Origin of the sequence: Neorhizobium tomejilense, assembly GCF_964254135.1 — a bacterium.
GTDB classification, from domain to species: Bacteria; Pseudomonadota; Alphaproteobacteria; order Rhizobiales; family Rhizobiaceae; genus Neorhizobium; species Neorhizobium tomejilense.
The window spans coordinates 3,408,810-3,435,000 of record NZ_CAXUSO020000001.1; the positions used below are offsets into that span (position 1 = coordinate 3,408,810).

Genomic DNA, 26,191 nt, shown 5'->3' on the forward strand with positions numbered 1-26,191 from the left:
GATGACCGATCGCCTCGTTCTTCCCGCAAGCATGGCGGCGCTGCTTATGCTGGCTCTCGCCTACTGGTGGCTCGACAATGGTCCGCATGAGATCTTTGGAATGGCCATGTTCGGGCTTCTTGGATGGCACCTGACCATGAACAGGCGCTGGTTCTTGAAGCTCCGTAGCGGTCGTTACGATGTTCGTCGCTGGATGGTCGTGGTGATACATGCCTGGCTTGGGATCACCATGGCGGTACTGGTGGTGACCAGCGTGCTGATCTCACGCTCGGTACTGAGCTTCGCGCAGTTCACCAATAATGTGAGCGTCATAGAGCTTCACTGGTTCTCGGCCTATTGGGTCGCGATAATCGTTGCAATTCATGCCGGCACCCATTGGGCGCGCGTGATGACAGTGGCGGGAACCGTTTTCAGAGTCTCTCCGTCTCGGATCGGAACCACTAGTTTACGGCTGATCGCTGTGCTGCTCCTGTGCTTTGGCGCCTGGAGCTTTGCGGCTCTCGGCGTGTCGACCAAGCTGATGTTCGGCTACAGCCTGGAATTCTGGGGTTTCACCAGCTCCCTGGCGCCTTTTTTCGCGCACTGGACGGGTGTGATGGCAGGCGTGGTTGTGATTTCACACTACGCGATGCTCTGTCTGAGAGCAGTTAACAAGACGCGTATTCCGGCAACGAAGGGTGAGACGTGAAACAGATCATGGGTGCGACTTTTCTCGCAGCTGTTCTAACGCTTAACCTGGGAGGATCCGCCTTGGCGCAGGACCGCATTGTGATTTCATCTGATTGGGGCAACGTCACCGCCGAACTGGCTGACAACGCGGCCGCTCGAGCGCTTGCCGCGATGCTGCCGCTGACAATCGAGATGGACGATCATCTTCGTCAGGAAAAGACAGGCGACCTGCCCGCCGCCCTGCCAGCCGCTCCCCGTCAGCGAGACTTCTCCGCCGGTACACTCGGTCTTTGGAGTTCGGGCGATTTCGTCATCTACTACCGTGAGGGACGCGTACCGCAGCCTGGCATCGTGATTTTGGGCCAGATCCAAGGCGACGTCTCGATCTTTGACCGACCCGGTAAACTCACCATCAAAGTCGAAAAAACTCGCTGAGATGTTCGCAAAACATTCTGTTATGGCACCGGGGAAACAGGTGTTCGATCGTCAGCCAATCGAAGGACCTGATCATCAAGCAGAACCTTGCCGCTACGACGCTTTCTCTTTGCTTCAGCGCCAACCCTTGCTGACAATAAGAAATACCCACTCGCGACCCCGTCCATCACGGGGAAAACTGCTTGCCGTATTGTTCGTCCGTCACCTGCTCGAGCCAATTCTCTGGCGGCGGCTCGATAAAGCCGCCGCCTCTCCTGCTCAGGCAATTTCAGGAAGACCGCCGATCAGCTTATCGAGCGTGATCGGATAGTGACGTACTCGGACGCCCGATGCGTTATAGATAGCATTGGCAATGGCTGCGGCCACACCACAGAGACCGAGTTCGCCGACACCTTTCGCCTTCATAGGCGACGACATCGGGTCAGTTTCATCCATAAATATCACTTCCTGATGCGGAATGTCCGCATGCACCGGCACCTCATAACCTGCCAGGTCGTGATTGACAAAGAAGCCGCGACGCGTATCGACCGCCAGTTCCTCCGACAGCGCCCCGCCCGCTCCCATTGTCATGGCACCGATCACCTGGCTGCGTGCGGTGATCGGATTGAGTATCCGACCTGCGGCGCAGACTGCAAGCATGCGGCGGATACGGCTTTCGCCAGTCGCAACATCGACCCCGACCTCGACGAAGTGGGCGCCGAATGTCGATTGCTGATGCGTCTCGGTCAGATCGCCCCACGTCATCGTGTCCTCGCCGACGAGCCCCTCCTCGCCTGCTGCTTGCGCAAGCGGAACAGACCGGTTGCCAGAGCGCACCTCGCCGTTTTCGAACACGACATCAGCGGAGTTGAAGCCAAGCTTCGCCGCAATGGCTTCCCTCAATTTGACGCAGGCGGCATAGACGCCTGACGTCGAAGAGTTCGCCCCAAACTGCCCACCGGAACCAGCAGACACTGGAAAACGCGAATCCCCGAGGTGCACCGCGACCTTGTCGAGGGGTAGGCCCAACATTTCGGCCGCGGTCTGGGCGATGATCGTATAGCTGCCGGTACCGATATCCGTCATATCCGTTTCGACCGTGACGATCCCCTCGCGATTTAGTCGCACACGGGCTCCAGACGGCAGGACGAGGTTGTTGCGGAACGCGGCTGCGACACCGTGGCCAATCAACCAGTTCCCGTCGCGGCGAGCGCCTGGCCGGCCTCGGCTGTTCCAGCCGAAGCGTTGGGCGCCAAGCTTCATGCAGCCGACAAGGTCGCGGTGAGAGAAAGGACGCTCCGGCTTTTCGGGATCCACTTGCGTATCGTTGAGGATCCTGAACTGCACAGGATCCATGCCAAGCTTCTCGGCCATCTCGTCGATCGCGATCTCAAGCGCCATCAACCCTGGAGCTTCCCCCGGCGCGCGCATCGCGTTGCCTTCGGGGAGATGCAGTGCCGCAAGCCGCATCGCCGTCATCCGGTTCGCCCCGGCATAAAGCAGACGGGTCTGCGCGACCGCGGTTTCGAGCTGGCCCCCGGGCTGGTCACCCGACCAGCTTTCGTGCGCAATCGCCGTGATCTTTCCGTCACGCTCTGCCCCGATCCTGATCCGCTGGATCGTCGCCGGCCGGTGCGTGGTGTTGTTCATCATGAACGGACGCGGCAAAGCAACCTTGACCGGCCTTTTCGCCGCGCGGGCTCCCAAAACCGCCAAGACGGCATCCGCCCGCAAGAAGAGCTTGCCGCCAAACCCACCGCCGATAAACGGCGACATCAGATGGATCTTTTCCTTGTCGATATCAAGCGTTGTGGCAAGGTCGCTTCGCCACCAGTCGATCATCTGGCTGGAGGTCCATACCGTCACCTCATCACCATTCCATGCCGCGATCGATGCATGCGGCTCCATCATCGCGTGGGATTGGTCCGGCGTTGTGTACGTCTCGTCCAATGTAACCGCGGCGCTTGCAAAAGCGCCGTCGAAATTGCCGACTGCGGTGTCTGGCTGCTGTGATTCATCCGGCTTTTCGGCGGTTTTCATCGCCTCCTTCAGGTCAAAGGCACCAGCCTCCACGGCGTAGTCGACCTTGACCAATGCCGCTGCGGCACGGGCCTGTTCGAAAGTCTCGGCGACCACGACGGCGATCGCCTGATGGTAATGCTGCACCTCGTCACCGCCAAACAGCTTCGCGGTGTTGAATTTCCCCTTCTTGCGGTCGCCGACGCTGAGCGTGGTGACAACAGCGAGGACGCCTGACGCTTGTTGAGCTGCTGCGACGTCCATCGATCTGATCCGGCCCTTGGCAATCGATGCCCCGACCGGATAGCCATAAGCGTAAGGAATGTTGGTGTCATGCCACTCGTAGGCGTATTTCGCTCGGCCCGTGGTCTTCAATTGACCGTCTATACGGTGGATGGGCTGCCCGACCACTTTAAGCTGGTCGATCGGGTTAGTCGTTGCTGGTGTGTCGAACTTCATGGCTCAACCCCTCGCTTCTGCGATCACGGCACCGAGCGTGCGCTCGACCAGATCTATCTTGAACCGGTTCTGCTCCGTCGGCCGCGCATCTGCGAGAAGCGCCGCGGAGGTCGCCTTGGCTCCCTTCGCAAGCTCGGCGTCTGCCGCTTCAAGCCGCCATGGCTTGTGGGCCACCCCGCCGACTGCGACACGCCCGGTACCGTCGGGTTGAATAACCGCACCGATGGAAACAAGAGCAAAGGCATAGGATGCACGGTCGCGAACCTTGCGGTAGATGTGACGTCCGCCGATCGGCGCCGGCAGAACGACGGCGGTTATGAGCTCACCTTGCTCCAGGACGGTTTCGAGATGCGGCGTGTCGCCCGGCAGGCGATGAAACTCCGCGATCGGGATCGCATGACGTCGCCCGCCCGGTTTCACGGTTTCCACGACCGCATCGAGAGCGCGCATGGCGACCGCCATATCGCTCGGGTGTGTCGCGATACACGCATCGCTGACCCCGACAATTCCCAGCTGGCGGCTGAAACCGCCGATAGCCGAACAGCCGCTGCCAGGCTGCCGCTTGTTGCAGGGCTGGTTGGTATCGTAGAAATACGGACAGCGGGTGCGTTGCAGGAGATTACCCGCAGTGGTCGCCTTGTTGCGGAGCTGACCCGAGGCACCTGCCAGCAGGGCGCGGGAAAGCAGCCCGTAGTCGCGGCGAACGATATCATTCGCGGCAAGATCGGTGTTGCGCACCAGAGCGCCGATACGCAGACCGCCCTCCTGCGTCCTTTCGATCGTGTCGAGGCCAAGGCCGTTAACGTCGATCAGATGGGTCGGCACTTCGATCTCGAGCTTCATCAGATCGAGCAGGTTGGTACCGCCGGCAATGAACTTGGCGGTCGGGCTGGATGCGGCCGCCTTGGCCGCGGCCTCGATCGACGATGCGCGTTCGTAGGTGAAGGCTCTCATGCTTTTGTCCCCGCGACTTCCGTGATCGCATCCACGATGTTGGAATAGGCGCCGCATCGACAGATGTTGCCGCTCATGCGCTCGCGAATCTCCGTTACGTTAACCGAAGCCGGCGCGGTAAGGTCGGCCGTCACATGGCTCGGAATATTCGCCTTGATCTCCTCAAGGACGGCCACCGAGGAACAGATCTGCCCAGGTGTACAGTAACCGCATTGGAAACCGTCGTGCTTCACGAAAGCCGCCTGCATCGGGTGGAGCCTACCCGGTTCGCCCAGACCTTCGATGGTGGCGATCTCGTCTCCCTCGTGCATGACGGCAAGCGTCAGACAGGAATTGACGCGACGACCGTCCACCATGACGGTGCAGGCACCACATTGCCCGTGGTCGCAGCCTTTCTTCGTTCCGGTCAGATGGAGATGTTCGCGCAAGGCGTCGAGCAGCGTGGTCCTGTTATCGACGATCAATTCGCGCTGCTCGCCGTTGACAGAAAATGCGACAGAGGTGCTGAGGTTCATCTTACTTCCCGAAGATTGCGCCGCCGCTGCGAGCGGCACGGCGCTGGTCGCCGCGACAGTTGCGGCAGACGAGATAAGTAAGTTCCGGCGGGAGATTTCAAGTTGGGTTGGGTTTTGCATAGCCAGCTCCAGTTCCACAAATGGACATGAGGCGCTACGACCGGCAGCGCAATCTGAAGCTAGTGCGGCGAAAACAGGTGATTAGTACCTGATTCTCGCATGGACCTATCGATGCTGAACATAAATCATTGTCGAACTTCGCCGATATCGCGTCCTTTCACCGCTGGCCATCTTCTGCTCGGCCATGCCGAAAATCCACGGCCCGCGACCATAAGTTTCTCTACCAGTTCGTAACAGAACCATCGCGACGTTTCAGGTGCGGAGCCTCCCGGAACTCGAAGCTCTGTCTGGCGATCAGTTCCTCGTTGACTCGACGCCGAGGCCCGGCGCATCCGAGACCGGATATGGCGGGCCCAAGGGAGCAACTGATTAGCTGCTTGAACGAGAGAGGATCCGTAGTGACGGTCATAGAGGCTACACGGGAAGCTGACCCATCCGCCGGCGACAAGGCGCCTCCAACGGTGATTTACTATACGCCCAATGGCTATCTCGTTGAGCTCTTGTCGGATGGAACGTTCCAGGTGGCTCTCACTCGCGAAAAACTAACCCGCATTGGATGATCGAGCGTCTCTAGAGCTTCAACAAAATTTCCAGGCACGCGAAACTTCCGTGAACTGCTCTTGTTAAGGGATGAAACGCGGATGCTGATTTCAGCGCGTCTCCCAATGCCTGTTCCTCGTCAACATCCGCGTTGACCAGTGATCCACTCTACGAGGTCTCCTCCTCACCGGTCTCGGAAAACGCCCGATCCAGGTACGGCACGAGTCTGGTCTGACTTGGGCAGCCGCAGGGCGATCGCGTTAACTGTTAATTAAGCATCTGCTTGCGGACAACGGACGGTGTGCAATGCTCCCCTTACACGGGGAAATACATCATGGACATGCGAACTCAGACACCCGATGAATCATATGAACCGGCACCTGCGCACCGCTTTAGGGTCGAAGCCGCGATGCTGGAGATGATTGAGCGCCTTCAGCAGGAAGGGCTCAGCCGGCAAGAAATCGCACTGATCCTCGCCGACGCCGCCGATGAATACGTCGCCATCTTGGCTAACATGACGGCTGAGACAGCGTCCGGCCAACAGTCGTGCCAGCAGCACCAGTAGAGCAGCCGAGACAGAGAAGCTCCGAGAGGGGCAGTGCGACCCGGGTGACGCGTCCGGTCCTTGCAGACTGCCATCTAGGCCGCTTTAAAAAACATTGCAATCTGTCGGCCACTGGACCCACAAGCTGGCGATCGACAACAATAGCTTAAAGCAGCGGGTCCTCTCGCATCACAAAGGACGCCCATCAAAGTAATCACTTCTGTTTGGAATCTTAGGCTCAATTTGCTCCTGTTCCATGATCTTTGCGTCTGGCTGGGTAAGGTAGTTGACAAGATCTGCTATCATAGACCCCCCGACGTCCCCCTTTCGCAGCATGATGCGCCTTGTCGTCGCCTCCCCGAACGTTTCCGCGAGGTGGCGGGACATCAGATGCGGCCATAGCTGGCGACCGAGCGCTCGTTCGATGGTTCTGAAAATCCAGGTGCCGTCCGGGTCGATATCCGACCAATGGAAAAACGGCACCGTCTCGGGCAGCTTGGCAGCAAGCTCCGCAAGCGCTTTCTGGGCCGCCAGAGACGGATAGCCGCCGACATAGAGCGTCAACCCCAGTCTATCCACATCCGCCTCCAGCACATGCCGGTTGAAGCTCGCAAAATTCTCGATCGTCAGCACGTAATCGGGCCGCCGATCGAAACTGACCGCCATCATCGCTGATGGCGCAATACCGAGATAGGAAAGCGACGGTGCAACAGAAACACCGTCCAGCAAAAATCTGCCGGAGAGCAGCAATGGCGGGCTGAACCGTTCTAGACCCAGTGCGGCAAAAGCCGAGCGCGGACTGCTGGCCGGGGGCAGATCGAGAACAGCGCCGACCAGTTGCAGAACCGCCCCTTCCAGCCTTTCCAGCGCTTTGCTATCGGCGACGATGCGGCGGGAAAATGTCCGGTAATCCAGATCCAGATGCTGCTGTTCGATGATGGCTTGGGCCAGCCTGACGGCATTGCGCATCGACACCGCATCGTCGATGCCAAGGTAAGACCATTTGCGGTTTCGCGACCATGCTTCGACTGCCGACAGGGCCGTTTCACGGATGGCCGGGTGAATGATTAGCCCGCTCAGCATCTCGTCGCCAACGGCCGAAGCCGTCTGCTGGCTGGGTGTGCGCCTTAGATGCTCATAAAGCAGTGGCGCATCGATCAGCCGCACCAGCTTCAGCTCACCGCGCCGGCGACCGATGTCCTGTACGCGCACGACACCACCGCTACGCTCCGCAGCTTCGATCGATCTCGAAAAGGTGTCCCCTGCCTTGACATCGGCAAAACCGGAATAGTCGGGATATCCGACGGGCTGGGCGACCCCTTGCTCGTAACGGTCGAGCAGATCATGCAGCAGATCGCGCGCATGGGTGAACTTGCGGCCACGCGCCACCGACATTACTCCGCCGCCATCCGAGCGGCGATCTCGGCATCACTCAGCGCTTCCGGGTTCATCGCCAGAATTTCGTCGCGAGCACGTTTGCCGATTTGGACGACGTTGGCATAGGATTGTTCGCCGATACGGTCGATCTCGACCAGGCTGTGGACATAGCCGATGATGACGGGTTTCTTTTCCAATGGTGCTGCGATGACGACCTGAAGTCCGAGATCGGCGTAAAAACTCATCATCGCCCGCTGGTTTTTGCCGTCCATCTTGGAGAAGGCTTCATCGAATAGCGCCGGCGCCATGCCTTTTGGCCCGCCATGAGATCCCGCGTTGCCATAAACGGCTGCCAGTGAAGCACCGATGGCAACATAGAGCGGCACCTGCTGTTCCGCACCTGAGCCGGTATTGCGCCGCGTCTCCCAGCGGGTGCGAGCCTTCGTGCTGACATCCTCCATATGGATCTCGAAGGCATAGAAATTCCGATAGTCTTCAAAAGCCGAAACCTCCTTGTCAGGATCTTCCAGCAATTGTTCGACGGCCTGAATAGTGTCCTTATGCGGATAATCATCCGGCAGATCGGGTTTAAAAAGGGCGTCTAGCGCATCGTCCGACATCCGGCTGATTTCGATGATTTTCAGGATCGGCAGGAACTGCGCTTCGGCGGTCCGATGAAACGAATAGATTTCGTTGTGAAACGGATGACCGCGCAAGCTGCGATTGAGCGCCTCGATATCTCTTTCCATTTTTGAAACACGCGTGTTGAGAGCATTCACGAATTCGCCGCGGAACAGAACGGACGCCCGTTCAGATGCTTCCCTTGCCTTGTCTTCGTAACGCCTCAGTTCGTTGCTTTCGATGTCCTCTATCAGCAGGTTCATCCAGAGTTTTACGGCGCCCAGCAAGTCGCTCTCAGGCCCGACCTGCGAACTCACGCCAAACTTGGCGTTGTTGAAATAGCGGTGCAAGGCGCTTCGCGCCTCGATTTCGGCACGACGGTTTCGATCACGGGCGCGCGCTTCGGCCTCCTCTGCCTGCTTCCCGAGTTTGCGATGTGCCGCGGCTTCGCTGCGGGCGGCTTGGCCGGCAGGCATGGGCTCGTCGGATCGACGGCGCAGGGAACTCAACCGCTGGCGATAGGCTGCGCCACCCGCCGGGTACTGATACTGCCGCCGCTCAGCGCGATAGAGCGCGTTGGCGACGGACAGGTTCATGGCGGAGCCCTCGATGGAGTCCCCGCCCTTCAAGCTCCTTTCAGCGACCGCGACATCAAGAAGATATTTGCTGACGCGTGCCTCAATCGTCCTTAGTTCTTCCTTCTTGCGGTCTTGAAAAACTCTCTGGGCGCGAAGTTTTTCGTTGAGGCCCTCGTCGCCGGCGGCATCGATGGCCGCGATCCTGTCGCGAGCGTCGCGCATGCGCCGCATGCATTCATCGCGTTCTTCGAGAACATCCGCCAGCAGATCGGCATCCTGCATATCGAGAGCCGCCAAGGCGCCTGCCAACAGCTTTTCCTCAATCTGCAGATCAGATAGTGCCTCGGTCTTCTGTACGAAACTTTGCTGCAGGATAACGAGATGAGCCGCTTGCGCTGCCTTGCCGATCTTGTGATCGGTGGCTGCCCGGTGACTGCGGACGAGCCCGTCGTCATAAAGGCCATCCTTCATCAGTGCGCGCCCACGCTGATTAAACTCCTCCGATGTCAGAGCAAGACGCACATTGCCGTACCGACGTAGAAGAAATGCCTTGGCGTCGGCATCCTGCGAGCGAAACAGCGTCGGAAATGTCCCCGGTTGCGGCGCGTCACGAAACTCCTCAAGCTTGTTCAGGCTGACGAGCGAAGCACCCTTGAACTCACGACGGCCCTCGCGAAAAATGGCCGTCGCTTCAAGAATGTTGTGCCGCTCCACGAAGACCGCCTCCCGGTCGCGCCCCAGCAGGCCTTCCGCCGCAACTGTCCAGCTTTCGTCATTGATATCGAGGAGATCGCAAAGCGGCCTCGCATCCATGCCGCGGCTTCGAAGCCGGCGTATCAGCTCGTTCGTCTGATCCAGAAGATAGGCTGCACCTCCTGACCCGCGGGTATTACCCAGAACCCTGAGAATATCGCCGAGCTCCTTTTCCAGCGATATGATCTTCGCCGATGTTTCCCGATAACGCTTGCCCACCGCCTCCACGATGCCGGGCGCCCGCGCGCGAAGCTCCTGTTCGGCCACTTTCAATGCCGAGCGATCAACACCGCCGCTCAACCCGTCAACCAATCCGCAATAGACCTTGATACAGGCCTCATCGTCGAAACCCGATATCAGTCCGTCAAGCGCCGTCGCCGATCGGCATCGTTTTTCGATCTCTTTCTTGAACCTATCGCTCTCGGCCATCTTGCCGCTCAACACTTCCAGCCATTGATCGCGACCGGTCTTTGCCCCATGCGCGGCGATCGCCTTTCTCAGCCGCTCGATTTCCTGCTCGGCCTCTCTGATCCCCTCGTTGGCAATATCCCGGTCTTCCTGCTCAGCGTCGATGAAACGGCACGCTTCGACGATCTGCTGCTTGAACGCCCGGTTTTCCGCCCTCGAGGCAAGCCATTGCGCCCGACGTGCCAGCCAGACTTCCAACGCCTTCTGAGCGAGGCTTTCCTCAAAGGCGACGACAAGCTCGCGAATCTCGGTCAGAGCCTCAAGCTTTTCACGCAGGGTGACGATCGTTGCGCTGACGCTTCGATAGGTCTCAATCGAAGCGCGCAGATCGCGAATGTTGATCGGATTGTCTTCGAGAATGAAACGCCGGACGAACTCGGTTGCGGAATAACCCTGGTTGAGAGCCATGGCATTGACGATCGCTTTCAACAACGCCGCTGCACTTTGCTCGGCATTGGGAAGACTGGGCACGAGCCGGCGCATATATTCACGCACGAAGTCCATGGCCTTGTCACGATGGTTGATGAAATGCCCGGCCCCGACGGCATCGATGATGCGGGTCTTCACGTCATCCCAATGCGCGGCATAGACGCCATCGGAGCGTTTTTCGGTAAAATCTCCCGCCGTCAACAACTTTCCGGTAACGACGAACCGACCGAGGACCGTTTCGGAGGTATCCGTCTGCCGGGCTTCGATGGCAAGGCCGATCGTGACCGGCGGCCGTTGTTTCTCCCGGTCAGCGAAGCCAAGCGCGATATAGGTCAGGGCCTCGCTGCGGCGAACATTCCCGTCACCCAGCATCCCCAGGCAATAGGTCAGCACGGTGCGTTTGGGAACCGAGCGCCCCTTGGCGCCTTCGCCGGCAACGGCGTTCAGCCGCAGATAATGCCGGTTGGCACCCGTCAGCACCACCTGAACCATGTCCAGGATCGTCGATTTTCCGGAACGGTTTTCTCCCAAAATACCGAAATTGCCTTGAACATCGATATCTTCGGCATCGAATAGATGCCAGTTGACCAGCGTGATGCGGCATAGTTCCATCATGCCGTATCCCCTTCCGAAACGGAGATACCGGGGCGGAGCAGCTCCCCCACAGCCGATATAGCGCGCGAACGCATGCCGCGCTCCTCGGCCTTCACATAGGTTTCAAGACGTGCGAGCGCATCGGCGCCGCTGACGAACTTGATCATCGGTCGGATTTCGATCTCCCGATCTTGGGCGTCGTAATCGACTTCTCCGACCGAGATCAGATTGCGCAGCGCGACGTCCTTGAGCAGGTCGAGAAAACGTCCCGGTGCAATCGCAGGCTTGCCGGCGTTCTGCAGCATGTCCCTATACCGTTCGTGAAGCACATTGAAGGTCGTCACCGCTGTCGCCCGGTCAAACAGGTTGCCGAGATCCGCTTCTTCCTGCCAGTGACTACCCAGCACCAGAACCACCATGGTCTCGTCGAGCCGCATCCTGGGAACGGAGGATGGATCGTCATCGGTCAACAGGATACCGACCCATTGCTCCTCGGCATTTCTGTGAACCTGATAGCCGATGCTTTCAAAAAACTGATCGGCAATGCGCCGAAAACGACTGTCGGTCAGAGTGTTGTAAACATTTGCCGTGCCGCGATCTCCGGAATAGGCAAACTGGGTTCGCAACATGTAGCGGCATGCCTTGCGCAGGTCCGCCGCTTTTTCCGCGCCATAGGCATCTTCAAGCGCATCGAATTCACTCAGCATGCCGAACCTCTTGACGGGTGGAGCCACCCAAACGGCGGATGGAAAAATTACTGCAGCGAAGCCATTCGCAGTCGTGCGGTTGGCTATCGGGCAAGTATTGCAGTTCGAATTCGCGACCGATCGGGCCGGGTATTTCCTGGGTGAGCGCGTAACGCCTGGCCGCATCGAAAGCGAGGAAATCGTCGATGGTTCGAAGCACGACGAAGCGGGCTTCGATTGTGTGATAGGGGGCCGATATGCACTGCAAAAATTGCCTGACTCGCTCGGGAGACGGAGAAATCCGTTCGAGATATTCCGCCCGCATGCGTTTTCTAAATTCATAGACCGGATCGAAGGGCCGCGCGGCCAACGGCTTTACCTCGATTGCCGACCTTGCTTGCCGTTGCGGTGCCAGTTGTCTTTCCGACCACGGAACAAAAATCCGGGCAATCTGCGAAGGAACGCTCGGCTCCGCGTAACGGTCCGGGTCGGCGGCGAGCAGCGCCTCCATCCGCGCCACCAGCGCTCTTGCACGCGACGACAGACCGCGTTCGCCCTGCTCAGCATATTTGACGGTATTGCGCAGCCGCATTTCCAGTCCTCGACGAAAGCTTGCGATACGCTCGAACATTTCGGTGACGGTCTCGAATGTCGTTTCGATCGACAGTAGATCGCTGACCGCCTCGTCTCGAGCTCCGTCCGCATCCGGCTTGATACCGATTTCGACATATCCGGCCGCAACGATATCCAGAAGATCAGGCGTGTTAACAATTCGCCGCGCCATGCCAATGATCTGATCGCGGAAACGATAGGGATGGTTGAACGTGAGGATCGCCTGAAAATCCTTGAGGATCAGCTCGCCGATGAACTCTTCGAAATAGGTATCCATCTTCTGGCGAAGGTTTTTCGACTCCAGCAGCGATTTACGGATCCGCCGCAGGTCCGCCAGGATCGCCCGCAGCGTCCTGACGAATTGGTCGGCCTGCACGCGTGCTTCGCGCAGCGCATGCACGGCGCTCGACCGGGTCTTTTCGGGACTTCCAACCGATAGCTTTTCGACCAGCTCAAGACTGGTTTTGATATGCACGACGAGACCGCCAAACCGCTGCGACACATCCGAGTTTAAGCTCGACAGTCGCTGGACGACCAACAGTGCCCCCATCGGCATATCGACTGTAATTTTCAGTCCATACTCTTCCTCTTCCAGCCAGCCGGTTCGCACCAGCCCTTGATAGATCTGCTGCGCCGCCTTGAGAACGCGATCGCCGGTCTCCCCGCCAGTTCCTGCGAACTTGAGCCTTCGTCGTCCTTTGGAGACGACCTCCGGCAATCCCTCCACTAGATCGTCTTCGTCGAGCAGCAGATCCGGCCGGCGACCCACGAGATCATAAATCGCATGAACCAGCTCCTGGCGGGTTGGAAAGCTCGATCCGCTTGAAAAGCAACGGTCGTAAATTTCAAGCAGCGCCGCCTCATAGAGATAGCGATGCTTGCGCGAAAAGATCAAAAATGCGTCGTCATGAAGATGCTTGAATAAGGACATAGAAAAATAAAGCTCAGGGTTGCATCATCAATCTACCCATATATAGAGCTTTGTAAATAGTGTCCGCCTTCGGATGCATGACTGACGGTACTCTTGTCGGCGACCTCGAAGTCGAGCGGGGGAAAGGGCGTCAAAAGTCGCTATCTGTTCTCCGAACAGAGCCTAAATTCCTGCGACATCATGTTCAGTGAGCGTCCATTTGATGGCATTCACTGGTTCGCAACGCCCGAAGAGCGTTGACGTCCCAGGGACTTTTGTTTCGTATGGAGGCTTAGAACGCAAAAGGCCCCACGAGGGGGCTTTGTTATGTATGGGCTCAGTTTTGGGAATTTGGTTGCGGGGGCCTGAACCAGCGGAGACTTGTAAATTCGCCGCCTTGATAGGACATCAACTGCTGTCAAACAAATCAATTGTCTAGACCGCTGGAGAACAAGCGCGTTCATGCGCGAGGCGATTTATGGTATGCCACACCCGATACCTATGCGGGCTTTCACGATCTCTACGAACCACCAAAAGCCACGAGAAGCGCCGGTCATTCCTGAAGTCGAGTGCTGTCGCACATAAGACGTATTCTTCGATCTGACCACGTCCAATTAGGTATCGATTGGCAAGCTCTGCGATGGATCGGCGAACATCTACGATGTCACAAAAGCCATTCGCGTCGAGCCGCCCGAGATGCGTAAGACCACGCGCCAGGCCAACAGCCGGGCCAACAGCAAGCACAGAATCAAAGCGCTCAGGCAGTTGATCTGAGACACAACCTCCCTCCAGTTCTAGAGGAGTTTTAGGAAAAATTACCACCTCTTTTTTGGAAGCCTCTAGCTCTACGGCAAGGTCAAATTTTTGGAAAAGCTTGCCACACATGTCCCTCCAAATTGCGGGAACAGCGATATCACGGTTACGTCTACGGGCGTTCCGGCTTTCATTGTGAACGGTGTCTGTCCGGCGGCCCCATCTTGATTTCCCTTGCGGGCCAGAAAAAGATACTTAGATCCATCATCTGGCCCAATTGTGGGAAACCAGGCGGCCTCAAACCTCACCGATCCCTTGCCGCCATCTGGACTTTGGTAGCTCAGATTCGCGGATGGGGAATGATCATGGAAATAACGGGTTCTCAACTGCCAATCGGAGACCTTTAGCACATCCCCATTCTTCATATAGCCTATTCTAACTTCGATATTGCCAGAGGCAGTCGCGCCCATTCCGTCACATGGAACAAAGTTCAAATCTATCCATTTTTCCTCCTTCACGCCCGGAAGCCAATCATCGGCGCGTGCATCATGGAATGATAACCACGACATGGATAACACGATCAACGTTTTCCACTTCCAGTTCATACTAAACCTCACCTAGTTCTCCTTGTCCGTAATAGGGCAACGATCTATCCCCGGTCGGCCAAGTGTTTGTTCCAGATCGTGACCATCAAGGCTCTGGTATCGGATCACAAATACACTTTGGGCAACCTTTCTCCTGATTTCTCGAAGGGCATCGAGGCTTAGTTGGTTGTCCTTTATGACCACTCGGGGATCGACTGTTTCCCTGTATATGTCCAGGTAAAGGCGCCCACTATTTCCATCGGATTCAGGGCGCATTCGCTGCTTGTTATTGGGCTCGAATGGAACAACCGACATTTTGAAATCTGGCGTGATCATGCTGACACGTGCTGTGTCCAATTCGATGGATTTTAGAAAGTTTACCTTCCCTTTCCAGATGACTGCGATGGAGGAGAGGTAGTTAAAGCTGTCTAAGACTTGTTCATTTACTTTGTCTTCGAAAGGATAAGAATGAATGCATTGCATTTCAAAATTCCCTGCCGTCAACAGGTCATCGAGAATCAAACCATCAATAGTTGCAGGAACCATCCCCGAGCAATCGCCGTTATTTCGGCATCGTTGGTACATATTAACCAGTGTATCACGAAGGAGGCTGACTTTTTCTGATGTGATACGCAGATAATTAGCCCAAAGATTATAATCTGTATCTCTATACCTTCTGTATAGCTCGACTCGTTGATCCACCCGAACGAGTGACTTGTAGATTTTCTCAAGCTTATCAAAGTCAACTTCGTCAAACTCGACTACGCCAGCATTCACTTGAGGGTGAGTTATTAAAATAAACTGATCCGGCGGCGCATTAGCTTTGGTAAAATCTTTTGCCGTCGTCGCGATAGCGTTCATCAGATTGGTGATGAAATTCGGATCTGTAAGGTTTCCGCCATTGACGATGCCCGCGAGGGTTCCGATGCCGGTTCCGCCAACTGATTCTACACGAGCCGAGACCTTTCCAACTTGGCTGGCAAGCCGCAGGGTATTTGCAATTGTGGTCGAAGCGGAAACCTTGCCGGAGGCACCGATCACATCTGCTACGTTCACAGTGCCGCCCGCAGAACCTCCCATAGTATTCTCTATGGCGATCTTCGCTTCTTCACTGACATTGTCAATTTCAATGATTACATGCAACGACGATTTACGATTCCAGCCTCGAACCAGATGTGTTCCACATCGAGCGCGAAACTCTTTGAAATTTCGCGCTGCAATTAAGGCCTTGAAATCGTCCTTAAGTTCAAAATCTCGAATAAAGTCGCGACCATGCAGGGCTGTCGCTTCTATGACTATAAGTGCGCTCCCCTTGTCTCGTTTCAAAAAATTTTCGAACGTTCCAAAGTTTTTTAGAGTGCTTTCTCCGCTAATAATTTTCGCGAAATTCGCAGAGGACGTCGCTTCTACACTGTAATTTAACTTAAATGTGTTCTCGAATTGATCGATATTTTTGATGAATCGATAAGAGATTTTTGATTCTACGGCCCCGGGCGAGTCCTCGGCTATCTGATCCGAAGCATATTTTACACACCTCTCTTTCGGAACGGACGGATCAATGACATCTACGGCATCCCCGATCGTTAAGGCAGATTCCCTTCCAAAGCTGATTTTTGTCAGGCCGTCCAGTGCAGTTTGAAGGTCGGTGGCACTCGCTGTTGTCAGCGTCGCCCAAAGAAAAGCAAAAAGATAAAAGCGCAACATTTCTGTCTCCCATCAGCTTCCGAGTTTGAAAAGCTTATCGACCGCTTCCTTTGGAAGTGCGCCACTGAAGCCGTTGCCAATTCGACCGTTTTGTCCGTCGGTTCCCGGCTGCCCCAGGGGTCCCTCCAAACCATCAGTTCCCTTCACACCGTTTGCACCACCACTACCATTCCCACCGGGGGCTTTGGCGTCAATTCTATCGCCAAATATGCCATCTTCGCCATCACCGCCCCAACCGCCGGTCCCACCGATTCCCCCAATTCCGCCAAGCCCCTTTTCACCGCCGAATCCGGGATCCCCGCCTCTTCCACCGATATTTGTAATTTTAGGTAGGACACTCGTTCCAGCACCTTCCTGGACCGCTGCAATGACATTTCCGCCATTTCCGCCGTTGCCGCCGTTTCCACCTGGGCCGCCGTTGCCTCCATTACCTCCATCACCGCCATTGCCGGCATCTCCGCCTCGGCTTGCCGAATGGCAATCATTGGCGCTACCACCCTTCCCACCATTGCCGCCATTCCCGCCATCGCCACCATCGGCTCCGCGGCCGCCCCGACCGCCATCACCACCGGCTCCCCCATTGGAGATAATGGTCAAAGTCGAGCCCGGCGCGAGAAAACGGGAGACAAAGGTGATATCTCCTCCGGTGCCACCATTCTTCCCGTTTGCACCTGCTGGTGCTGTAAACAGCAAACCCGATTCACCAGGTTGACCGGGCTGGCCGTGTTGTCCGGGAGACGACCGGCGTTCGTCAATTCCCAAGCAGCCGCGAGCACTGTTTCCGCTATTTCCTGACGCGCCCGCAACCCCGTTTCGCATCTTGCGCGGCGCCCAGATATCATGAGTCGCACTTGCGTCGAGCCCATTGTAACCGCGCGTATTTCTAATCAAGATAAAACCGCTGGAGGTTCCATCTATCCTAATATCTAGTGCGCTGATCGAACGCAGTTCGCTGCCTGCTTCGAAAACCAGGCTCGGGCATTGGATATTGATTTCTTCAATCGTTCCGCTGGTCATCCTGTCGCTGGGATGCACCAGCACTGCGGCGCCACGGACCACGATCCCGTCGGTATTGGCGATCTTGCAATCATAGCCACTAAGCGGAATCTCCCCGCTCCAAATTACAGGCTCAGCGGCCGCGGGTGCGGCTGCAAGCCCGGTGAGAAAAAGTGCAGTAAATCTCCTGAACATTGTTGCCTCCTGAACTAAAGTTGCATGATGTTATTCTTTAATTGTCTTATATACGCCAAAACTCCCATTACCCACTTGTCCGGACTTGCCCGCTAGAGCGACAGGTCCCGGCAGGCCATTCATCCCCGCTTTTCCATTGATGCCCAATTCACCATTCTGAGCAAATCCAATCTCAGCGGCGCCGCCAGTTCCAGAATGGCCAGACCTGCCTCCTCTTCCTTCCTCTCCGCCTAATCCGCCTAGTCCAGGTACACCTCCTAGGGTGCTGATATTTGGAACGAAATTCGATGGGACAACTGACTGAATTAGCACAAGCGCATCTCCCCCATTTCCGCCGTGTCCGCCATGACCGCCCGGGCCCCCATCTCCTCCATCGCCGCCATTGCCGCCATTGCCGCCATTTCCGCCTCGGCTTGCCGAATGGCAATCATTGGCGCTACCACCCTTTCCACCATTGCCGCCATTCCCGCCATCGCCACCATCGGCTCCGCGGCCGCCCCGACCGCCATCACCACCGGCTCCCCCATTGGAGATAATGGTCAAAGTCGAGCCCGGCGCGAGAAAACGAGAGACAAAGGTGATATCTCCTCCGGTGCCACCATTCTCTCCGTTTGCCCCTGCTGATGCTACAAACAACCGGCCCGATTCACCCGCCTGGCCGGACTGGCCATTTTGGCCAGTGGATGATTGACGGTCGTTAAACAAGCAGCCCCGGGCATCTTGCCCGTTGGTTCCAGACCTGCCTGGCTCGCCGTTTCGCATCTTGCGTGACGCCCAAATGTCACGTGTCGGACTTGCGTCGAGCCCATTGTAGCCGCGCGTATTTCTAATGAGGATGGGGCCACTGGATGTTCCACCAATGCGAATATCAAGCGCGCTGATCGAACGTAGTTCGCTGCCGGGCTCGAATACTAAACTCGGGCATTGGATACTTATTTTCAGAACTATACCATTGGTAAGGCTGTCGTTAGGATTCACTAGAACAGCGTTGCCGCGGACAACAATGCCCTCGGCATTGGCGAGCTTACAGTCGTATCCACCGTCAAGAGGAATCTCCCCGCTCCAGACCGCGGGTTCTGCATGTGCGCCGGTGGGCACCAAAATTATTGCCGTAAGAAAAGCTTTAAGACGCATCATCTTTCCCTTCCTATGCTAGGCTCTAATTATCCAATAGAAAGTCTATAATATTCTCGGGTGAGTATTTATCGTCGCCCCACCAAATATTTCCCACATCGCCAAGAAGTCCATTTTCGCCAATTGCGCCGACTGCGCCTGGCTTGCCTCTTCTGCCGTTCGTTGAGATTGCGCCGCTTTTTCCGCGCGGCACACTAGCCCCGCCTCGCCCACCGATACCTCCCTTTCCGCTAATGCCTTCCAGTCCACCGATACCACCAACTGCCCCCATGCCTCCGCGTCCCGGCATGCCACCTACGCTAAGGAGATTTTGTGGCAGATCAGATATTTCGAGGAAACTGTTGGGCGAATAGACGACATGAATAGCCCCACCCTTACCACCGCGTCCACCGTCTCCGCCACTTCCGCCATTGCCACCTGAGCCGCCGTCTCCGCCTCGACCTCCGACGCCGCCACGGCCCGGCAAGAAAACATAGGTAGCGTCAGAGCCACGGCCACCATCCCCACCGTTACCTCCATTTGCACCATCACCACCTGCGCCACCGACGCCGCCATTTTGCCCGCTCATTCCAGTTATTTGAATAGAGAGGGAGGTGCCGGGGTCGATCCAGTTCAGGAAAAGTGTAACGTCAGGGCCCTTGGCGCCAGCGGCCCCATTGTCTCCGCTATTTCCCGGCCTTCCTGACGTCCCGCTCGCCCCGTTTCCTCCCCTCTCGCCATCGCGTTGCGATTTTGGGAATTTGGCAAACATAGCTCTGGGGGCACGTTGGGCTGAATGTCCCTGTTCTCCATAGCGCCCATTTTTGCCAGAGGCGCCACCAAGGGCGGGGTTCGAAGATGGCAAAATCGTTTCTTTATGAGCGGCGACAATATTAAGTGGTCCAGCCAAACGATCAGCGTACAAAGTAATATCCCCAATTACATCTAGACGACCATTTCCCTTGAATATCACCGACGGACAGCGAACTTCTAACAACGGTCCATTCGCATTAATCGTAACAGGCTCATCAATTATAATGCCGTCCGATCCCCTGCTTTCGCAGTCGTAATTTGAAAGCGACAACTGCCCACGCCAAAGCTCAAAAATTCGATCTTTTGCTAAAGATTCCAAGGGAAATATAATAATAAACACAAAAATGCAGAGTCTAGGACTAAAGAGTCCACCATTCATGTTCGCCCCCCCCTGTTAGTTGTACGGAAGTAAATCACATATTCATCTTGTTGCAATATGATTTATAAAATTTCTTCTAATATTGCAAAAGGCTTAGACCGGTTTTTACCTGCCTTGGCTTCTGTTATTGCCAAGCCGAGCCCGTGGTGGTGACTGCCGTTCATGCACTGAATTTCGGTATATTGTGTAATTCGAGATCTCGAAGTCGATGCAGGCCATGTCACCAATTGTCCAAATCAACGGTGGGTGGCACATCCGTTTCGTTAAGGCGAACTCTTGTGACGCATCATTGACCAACCCGCTCAACGCCACGCACCGCCCGGAATATCTGCTGAGCCGGATGCTGGGATTTAATTGCTTAGGGGCGCGAGTTTTGCAGGTGACGCGGCATTCCAAACAAGTGCAAAGCGATGGTAGATCAACCGTGTATGTCGTTGTCGAGCAAGTGGAATCCGAATAGCATGGCATAGGGGGCAAGTATGAATCAGAACAAACGGATCGCTGCGTTTGTGTAGTGGCGATATTCAATCACAGGAAGTCAACGTCCATGCTCGGCTAAATACGACAGCCAGCGGGGATCCCGGTGACGAGACCGAACGCAACTTCCGTTACCAACATCAATATGGCGTGGTGCTTCTTGCCGCTGTACGGCGTGGCACGTTCAACTACATCGCCCTCTACTGCGAACACCACGAAGACTTCTTGGCGGAGTGTCAATCGGCGCGGAATGTTGACCCCTTATCGGCGTGCAATCTTCACCCCCCTGTAGGCGATCAGCGCTTGGCCTGCCCGGCGCTGGCCGGGGTTGCAGAGGGTAGGCCAAGTGCGGGTGTTTAGGCTCTTCGGCTTTAGCTTTGAGATCGGTTTTTGAAGCGCCAGGACTCGTTGCCGGTTTCCACGATCTCGCAATGGTGGGTCAGCCGGTCGAGGAGAGCTGTCGTCATCTTCGCATCGCCAAACACCGACGGCCATTCGCCGAAGGCGAGGTTCGTGGTGACGATGATCGAAGTGCGCTCGTAAAGCCTGCTGATCAAGTGGAACAGGAGCTGACCACCGGCCTGTGCGAACGGCAGATAGCCGAGTTCATCGAGGATGATGAAGTCGAGGCGTGTAAGGTAATCCGCCATCCGACCCTGCTTGCCATTGCGTGTTTCCGTTTCCAGCCGATTGACCAGATCGACGACGTTGAAGAAGCGACCGCGTGTGCTGTTGCGGATGAGCGCACGGGCAATTGCGATAGCCAGATGGCTCTTGCCGGTTCCCGTGCCGCCGACGAGAACGACATTGCGCTGGTCGGCGACGAACGTGCCGGTGGCCAGTTCACGCACCAGGGATTCATTGACGGGCGTATCGGCGAAGTCGAAGTCGTCAATATCTTTTGCCAACGGCAGCTTGGCGATGCTGAGCTGGTAGCGGATCGAGCGTGCCTGCTTCTCGGCGATCTCCGACTGCAGGAGGTCACCGACAATGCGCGGCGGTTCGTGCTGCCGTTTGATGCCATTGCCCATGACCTCATCGTAGGCACTGCGCATTCCGTAGAGCTTCAGCGTGCTCATCAGTTCGAGAACCTGCGTGCGTTCCATCAACTTGCCCTCCTGAGCCTGTCGTAACGGGCGCAGTCGGCGACCGGCTCATGGGTCAGTCGAAGCGCATCCGGGATTTGCAGGGTTGCGGCGGGAGCCTGGTCGCGGCTTCGAGCCAGAATGTTGATGATCACCGAGGCAGAGCAGACGCCGTGATCAAGCGCTTCCTGGCAAGCAGCCTCAACTGCCGTGAGACCATCAGCGGGAACACATCCGAGTATGGTGACCATCTGCCGATCACCGTCATCGACGCTCTTCAACCGTTTGCGCACCTTCTCCATCGCGGCTGGCAAAACCCATTCCCGGAAAGGAGCGCCGTTGCGCAAGGCACCGGGTTTGCGAGCGAGGACGGGGACATAGTGCCAGGGATCGTAGACGGTGTCGCCACGGCCGAAGCTGCGCCGGTGCTCAGCGACCGTCACCCCGTCCTGTTTGATGACAATCCGATCAGCATAAGCGTGGACCTCCACAGGACGGCCGACGGAGGTCGACAGGACGGAGTATTTGCTGTTGTCGAAACGGACAGTGCACGTCTTCGACACCGAGGCCGGAACGCAGTGGAAGCCATCGAATGGGCCAACATAATGCACGAGGCTGCCGCGTTCGGCCTCGAACATCTGCCAGATCGTCTGGGTCGTCTGCTCGGGATGGCTATGGGCCTTGGCATAGGCAACGCATTTGTCGAGCAGCCAGACATTCAGTTCCTCCAGGCTTTTAACCCTGAGGCGTGGTGTGAAGAAGCGCTCACGCACGAGGCCAACCTGGTTCTCGACCTGCCCCTTCTCCCAGCCGGATGCTGGCGTGCAGGCAACGGGATGGACCAGATAGTGGCTGCACATCTGCAGGAAGCGGCGATTGTATTGTCGCTCCTTGCCGACGAACACCGCCTCGACCGCAGTCTTCATGTTATCGTAGATGCCGCGCGTGCAGGTGCCACGGAAGAAGGCGAAGGCCTTGTCATGGGCATCGAACACCATCTCCTGGCTCTCGCGCATATAGGCTCGGGCGAACATCATCCGGCTGTGGCAGAGCCGGACATGCGCCACCTTCACCGTCGTCGTCACGCCCTGGATCAGGACAATCTCATGGCTCCAGTCGAACTGATAGGCCTCGCCCGGTGCATAGTAGAGCGGCACATAAGCCTCAGCCGTCACAACGCCTCGATCTTTCGACCAGCTCTTCGCAAAGCGTCGGATCGCATCGTAGCTGCCGTCGTAACCCAGTGCCCGAAGCTCTTCGTAAATCCGGATCAGCGTCAGCCGTTCCCGAGAAGGCTTACCTTCGTTGGCTGCCAGAAATCGCTCGATCTCGGCCTTCCAAGCTCCAGTCTTCGGCAACGGCTGCCGTTCTCGCTCATAGGAAAAGTCGGTCTCATCGGATCGCAAAATCTTGCGGACCGTGTTGCGGGACACATGCAGCTCCCGGACGATCTTCTTCACCGACCAGCCCTGCACATGGAAGGCTCGACGAACACGCGCAATCGTATCCACTCGCTTCAACTCCCCCTCCATCCGCCTTCAAAAGACAGATGGTCAGACGAAACAGGTGGGGGGTCAAAATTGGACGCCGGTCACCCCGCCAGAGGGGTCAATATTCCACGCCGAAACACAGGTCAGAGCAACCGGCTCAATGCAACACACCGGCCGGAATACCTCCTGAGCGGCATGCTGGAATGTGAAGAATGCGGCGGCCCCTACGCTATCTCGGGCAAGGATCGCTATAGCTGCACGAACCGCAAGAAGCGCCTGCCGATTGATGAGCTTGGCGGCGCCTGCTGCGGGAACAGCAAGACGATCACCCGGCACGAACTCGAGGAGCGCGTGCTTAACTGTATCCCCGTTGCCTTCTACTGCATCGACATCTTCGACCGGATTTCGCAGAAGATGATTGCCCATGAGGTGAACAAGCTGAAGAGCGTCCCCTCCCGTGCGGATCAGGTAGCTTCCGAGCTCGCAAAAATCAAAACGAAGCAGACGAGCCTGATGCAGCAGATCCAGGAACGTCATGCCGAAGGCCGCCCTCGCCTCGCCATCTTGGACGACCAACTCGATGAACTGGAAGTAACGCGCGAGAAACTGGTCTTGGAGGTTGCCGGCACGCAGGCGCCAGCGGAGGACTTCCAGGAAAAGATCGCAAAGCTCAAAGCGCAGTTCAATCCGGCCAATACGGAGATCGCCATTCGGAAGCTGCTGTTCCTCGCGCGCAACAATGCCGACGAGCAGGCCAAGCGGGGCCTGATGCCGATCATCCGTGACCTCATTCAGACGGTGGTGATCGGCAAGACACCCGGCCATCAGCCGGCAACCCTGCAGGTGCACGGCGACATCGCCAATATCATGGCATCGATGGATGTGATCGACGTAATGCAGCAGCAGTTCGTGGCCGCTGCCCAGAACGATCTGCTGGCGCGGATTGCGTCCGGCGAGATCGATACGGAGCAGAAACGCAAAAAGCTCCTCAGCGAATATGCTGAGGAGCTTTTGAAGAAGTTTCCCGAGTGGGAGAATTTACAAGTGTCAGTGGTTGCGGGGGCAGGATTTGAACCTGCGGCCTTCAGGTTATGAGCCTGACGAGCTACCGGGCTGCTCCACCCCGCGTAAAGCGTAAATCCCTGCGGGATTTATCGCGGTGCGTAAACTGCTTGGCAGTTTACACTTCTGCCGGAGCAAATTGCCGAAGGCGATTTGTCTCCTGTAAGGGACGCACTGCAAGTTTCCCTTGAACGACGAAAGGCCGCTTGTGGGCGGCCCTTTGGTCGGCTTAAGGGCCGTTAGTTTTCGTGAATGAGAAGATATGTTGCGTTTAGCAGACCTGGCAGCGACCTACTCTCCCGCGTCTTGAGACGGAGTACCATTGGCGCAGGGGCGTTTCACGGCCGTGTTCGGAATGGGAACGGGTGCGGCCGCCCCGCAATGACCACCAGGTCAGCGAAGCGCAACATTTTTGAGAAGCTGGTTGAGGCGATGAGGCCTCATTTTTTAGTCTTATGAACACGTCTTTGAACCTTTCCAGATCTGACGAGTGCTTTTGGCACCCATACAGGCCAGCGGCCGTCGCCAATCGTTTGGCGGGCCGTCCGCAGCGTAGCATCCGAAGGATGCGACAGCGTCAGGACAAAGGTCTTTGGCATCATCAAGCAAAGCTTGATGAGCATGGTCAATGAGAACGATCAAGCCAATCGGGCGATTAGTACCGGTAAGCTTCATGCATTGCTGCACGTCCACACCCGGCCTATCAACGTGGTCGTCTTCCACGGCCCTGATAGGGAATACTCGTTTTCAGGTTGGTTTCCCGCTTAGATGCCTTCAGCGGTTATCCATTCCATATATAGCTACCCTGCTATGCCCTTGGCAGGACAACAGGTCCACCAGAGATATGTCCATCCCGGTCCTCTCGTACTAGGGACAGATCCTGTCAATATTCCTACACCCACGGCAGATAGGGACCGAACTGTCTCACGACGTTCTGAACCCAGCTCACGTACCGCTTTAATTGGCGAACAGCCAAACCCTTGGGACCTGCTCCAGCCCCAGGATGCGATGAGCCGACATCGAGGTGCCAAACAACCCCGTCGATATGGACTCTTGGGGGTCATCAGCCTGTTATCCCCGGCGTACCTTTTATCCGTTGAGCGATGGCCCTTCCACGCGGGACCACCGGATCACTATGACCGACTTTCGTCTCTGCTCGACTTGTCAGTCTCGCAGTCAGGCGGGCTTATGCCATTGCACTCGACGACCGATTTCCGACCGGTCTGAGCCCACCATCGCGCGCCTCCGTTACTCTTTCGGAGGCGACCGCCCCAGTCAAACTACCCACCATACACTGTCCCGGATCCGGATAACGGACCGCGGTTAGACATCCATGACGATAAGGGTGGTATTTCAAGGATGGCTCCACGAAGACTGGCGTCCCCGCTTCAAAGCCTACCACCTATCCTACACATGCCGACACGAATGCCAGTGTAAAGCTATAGTAAAGGTGCACGGGGTCTTTCCGTCTGACCGCAGGAACCCCGCATCTTCACGGGGAATTCAATTTCACTGAGTCTATGTTGGAGACAGCGGGGAAGTCGTTACGCCATTCGTGCAGGTCGGAACTTACCCGACAAGGAATTTCGCTACCTTAGGACCGTTATAGTTACGGCCGCCGTTTACTGGGGCTTCGATTCAAAGCTTGCACCTCTCCTCTTAACCTTCCAGCACCGGGCAGGCGTCAGACCCTATACGTCGTCTTTAGACTTCGCAGAGCCCTGTGTTTTTGATAAACAGTCGCTACCCCCTGGTCTGTGCCACCCCATTATGGTTGCCCAAAATGGGGTCACGCTTCTTCCGAAGTTACGCGTGCAATTTGCCGAGTTCCTTCAACATAGTTCTCTCAAGCGCCTTGGTATACTCTACCTGACCACCTGTGTCGGTTTCGGGTACGGTCTATACGGTGGAGCTATTTCCTGGAACCGCCCCACTGCCCAACCAATCCAATAAGGTTGAACAATTTTTGCGATCCGTCACTACCACCAGGCCCACGAATATTAACGTGGTTCCCATCACCTACGCATTTCTGCCTCGGCTTAGGGGCCGGCTAACCCTGCTCAGATTAACTTTAAGCAGGAACCCTTGGTCTTTCGGCGAGAGGGTCTCTCACCCTCTTTATCGTTACTCATGTCAACATTCGCACTTCCGATACCTCCAGAGGCCCTCACGGGTCCTCCTTCACAGGCTTACGGAACGCTCCGCTACCACACGTGACAAGTCACGTATCCTCAGCTTCGGTGCATGGCTTTAGCCCCGTTACATTTTCGGCGCAAAG

General features: G+C 56.6%; 18 protein-coding genes, 1 tRNA gene, 2 rRNA genes and 2 pseudogenes (1 of these 23 running past the window's edge). 5 read left to right on the forward strand and 18 right to left on the reverse strand.

The features are described from left to right. The first annotated feature begins 1 nt into the window (after position 1). Positions 2 to 688, forward strand: a complete 687-nt coding sequence (locus tag ACSQ3G_RS17015; RefSeq protein WP_436110880.1) for a DUF4405 domain-containing protein — start codon at positions 2 to 4, stop codon at positions 686 to 688. Next, entirely contained in the window at positions 685 to 1,104 is a 420-nt protein-coding gene (locus ACSQ3G_RS17020) for a cyclophilin-like fold protein (protein WP_436110881.1), read from the forward strand. The genes ACSQ3G_RS17015 and ACSQ3G_RS17020 overlap by 4 nt, the downstream gene beginning before the upstream one ends. 258 nt (positions 1,105 to 1,362) lie before the next feature. Here ACSQ3G_RS17020 and paoC read toward each other — a convergent pair whose 3' ends face one another. The 4 genes and pseudogenes from paoC to ACSQ3G_RS17040 form a co-directional block, all read right to left on the reverse strand. Continuing rightward, a complete protein-coding gene (gene paoC, locus ACSQ3G_RS17025) occupies positions 1,363 to 3,561 on the reverse strand; it encodes an aldehyde oxidoreductase molybdenum-binding subunit PaoC (protein ID WP_436110882.1) in 2,199 nt (732 codons plus the stop codon). A gap of 3 nt (positions 3,562 to 3,564) precedes the next feature. Next, positions 3,565 to 4,515, reverse strand: a complete 951-nt coding sequence (locus ACSQ3G_RS17030; RefSeq protein ID WP_105420636.1) for an FAD binding domain-containing protein — start codon at positions 4,513 to 4,515, stop codon at positions 3,565 to 3,567. Beyond that, positions 4,512 to 5,150 (reverse strand): aldehyde dehydrogenase iron-sulfur subunit PaoA, encoded by a 639-nt coding sequence (gene paoA / locus ACSQ3G_RS17035; RefSeq protein ID WP_371674738.1) that lies wholly within the window; start codon positions 5,148 to 5,150, stop codon positions 4,512 to 4,514. The genes ACSQ3G_RS17030 and paoA overlap by 4 nt, the downstream gene beginning before the upstream one ends. Positions 5,151 to 5,370: 220 nt before the next feature. After that, positions 5,371 to 5,504 (reverse strand): annotated as a pseudogene (locus tag ACSQ3G_RS17040) (mandelate racemase/muconate lactonizing enzyme family protein); the annotation flags it as partial. A gap of 520 nt (positions 5,505 to 6,024) precedes the next feature. Between ACSQ3G_RS17040 and ACSQ3G_RS17045 the strand changes: the two are divergent. Beyond that, positions 6,025 to 6,255 (forward strand): hypothetical protein, encoded by a 231-nt coding sequence (locus tag ACSQ3G_RS17045; RefSeq protein WP_436110883.1) that lies wholly within the window; start codon positions 6,025 to 6,027, stop codon positions 6,253 to 6,255. A gap of 168 nt (positions 6,256 to 6,423) precedes the next feature. On the opposite strand, the gene ACSQ3G_RS17050 is transcribed toward ACSQ3G_RS17045, so the two are convergent. The 9 genes from ACSQ3G_RS17050 to ACSQ3G_RS17090 form a co-directional block, all read right to left on the reverse strand. After that, entirely contained in the window at positions 6,424 to 7,629 is a 1,206-nt protein-coding gene (locus ACSQ3G_RS17050; RefSeq protein WP_436110884.1) for a Wadjet anti-phage system protein JetD domain-containing protein, read from the reverse strand. Then, positions 7,629 to 11,075: an SbcC/MukB-like Walker B domain-containing protein gene (locus ACSQ3G_RS17055; protein ID WP_436110885.1), complete on the reverse strand. Its 3,447-nt coding sequence runs from the start codon at positions 11,073 to 11,075 to the stop codon at positions 7,629 to 7,631. Before ACSQ3G_RS17055 ends, ACSQ3G_RS17050 begins: the two co-directional genes overlap by 1 nt. Then, positions 11,072 to 11,761, reverse strand: a complete 690-nt coding sequence (locus ACSQ3G_RS17060) for a DUF4194 domain-containing protein (RefSeq protein WP_436110886.1) — start codon at positions 11,759 to 11,761, stop codon at positions 11,072 to 11,074. The genes ACSQ3G_RS17055 and ACSQ3G_RS17060 overlap by 4 nt, the downstream gene beginning before the upstream one ends. Further along, positions 11,751 to 13,247, reverse strand: coding sequence for a Wadjet anti-phage system protein JetA family protein (locus tag ACSQ3G_RS17065; protein WP_436110887.1), 1,497 nt, complete (start codon positions 13,245 to 13,247; stop codon positions 11,751 to 11,753). The genes ACSQ3G_RS17060 and ACSQ3G_RS17065 overlap by 11 nt, the downstream gene beginning before the upstream one ends. A gap of 860 nt (positions 13,248 to 14,107) precedes the next feature. Further along, positions 14,108 to 14,620: a hypothetical protein gene (locus ACSQ3G_RS17070; protein WP_436110888.1), complete on the reverse strand. Its 513-nt coding sequence runs from the start codon at positions 14,618 to 14,620 to the stop codon at positions 14,108 to 14,110. Between the two features lie 12 nt (positions 14,621 to 14,632). Next, complete coding sequence (locus ACSQ3G_RS17075) at positions 14,633 to 16,303, reverse strand: hypothetical protein (protein WP_436110889.1); 1,671 nt, start codon at positions 16,301 to 16,303, stop codon at positions 14,633 to 14,635. A 12-nt stretch (positions 16,304 to 16,315) separates the two neighbouring features. After that, a complete protein-coding gene (locus ACSQ3G_RS17080) occupies positions 16,316 to 17,494 on the reverse strand; it encodes a hypothetical protein (protein WP_436110890.1) in 1,179 nt (392 codons plus the stop codon). A 30-nt stretch (positions 17,495 to 17,524) separates the two neighbouring features. Beyond that, positions 17,525 to 18,631, reverse strand: coding sequence for a hypothetical protein (locus ACSQ3G_RS17085; RefSeq protein WP_436110891.1), 1,107 nt, complete (start codon positions 18,629 to 18,631; stop codon positions 17,525 to 17,527). 22 nt (positions 18,632 to 18,653) lie between these two features. Then, complete coding sequence (locus ACSQ3G_RS17090; protein ID WP_436110892.1) at positions 18,654 to 19,799, reverse strand: hypothetical protein; 1,146 nt, start codon at positions 19,797 to 19,799, stop codon at positions 18,654 to 18,656. Between the two features lie 507 nt (positions 19,800 to 20,306). Between ACSQ3G_RS17090 and ACSQ3G_RS17095 the strand changes: the two genes are divergently transcribed. Further along, positions 20,307 to 20,636 carry a dsDNA nuclease domain-containing protein gene (locus tag ACSQ3G_RS17095; RefSeq protein WP_436110893.1) on the forward strand — a complete coding sequence of 110 codons (330 nt, stop codon included), beginning with the start codon at positions 20,307 to 20,309 and terminating at the stop codon, positions 20,634 to 20,636. 11 nt (positions 20,637 to 20,647) lie between these two features. Here ACSQ3G_RS17095 and istB read toward each other — a convergent pair whose 3' ends face one another. Beyond that, positions 20,648 to 21,382, reverse strand: a complete 735-nt coding sequence (gene istB, locus ACSQ3G_RS17100) for an IS21-like element helper ATPase IstB (protein WP_142843351.1) — start codon at positions 21,380 to 21,382, stop codon at positions 20,648 to 20,650. Beyond that, positions 21,312 to 22,881, reverse strand: a pseudogene (gene istA / locus ACSQ3G_RS17105) (IS21 family transposase). The gene istB and the pseudogene istA overlap by 71 nt, the downstream one beginning before the upstream one ends. Before the next feature lie 165 nt (positions 22,882 to 23,046). Between istA and ACSQ3G_RS17110 the strand changes: the two are divergent. After that, positions 23,047 to 23,946: a hypothetical protein gene (locus tag ACSQ3G_RS17110; protein WP_436111733.1), complete on the forward strand. Its 900-nt coding sequence runs from the start codon at positions 23,047 to 23,049 to the stop codon at positions 23,944 to 23,946. Here ACSQ3G_RS17110 and ACSQ3G_RS17115 read toward each other — a convergent pair. The 3 genes from ACSQ3G_RS17115 to ACSQ3G_RS17125 all read right to left on the reverse strand — a co-directional run. Beyond that, a tRNA-Met gene (locus tag ACSQ3G_RS17115) sits at positions 23,903 to 23,979 on the reverse strand. The two genes, ACSQ3G_RS17110 and ACSQ3G_RS17115, sit on opposite strands and share 44 nt — an antisense overlap. A 212-nt stretch (positions 23,980 to 24,191) precedes the next feature. Then, positions 24,192 to 24,306, reverse strand: a 5S ribosomal RNA gene (rrf, locus tag ACSQ3G_RS17120). A 241-nt stretch (positions 24,307 to 24,547) separates the two neighbouring features. After that, a 23S ribosomal RNA gene (locus ACSQ3G_RS17125) occupies positions 24,548 to 26,191 on the reverse strand (it continues 1,157 nt past the right edge of the window).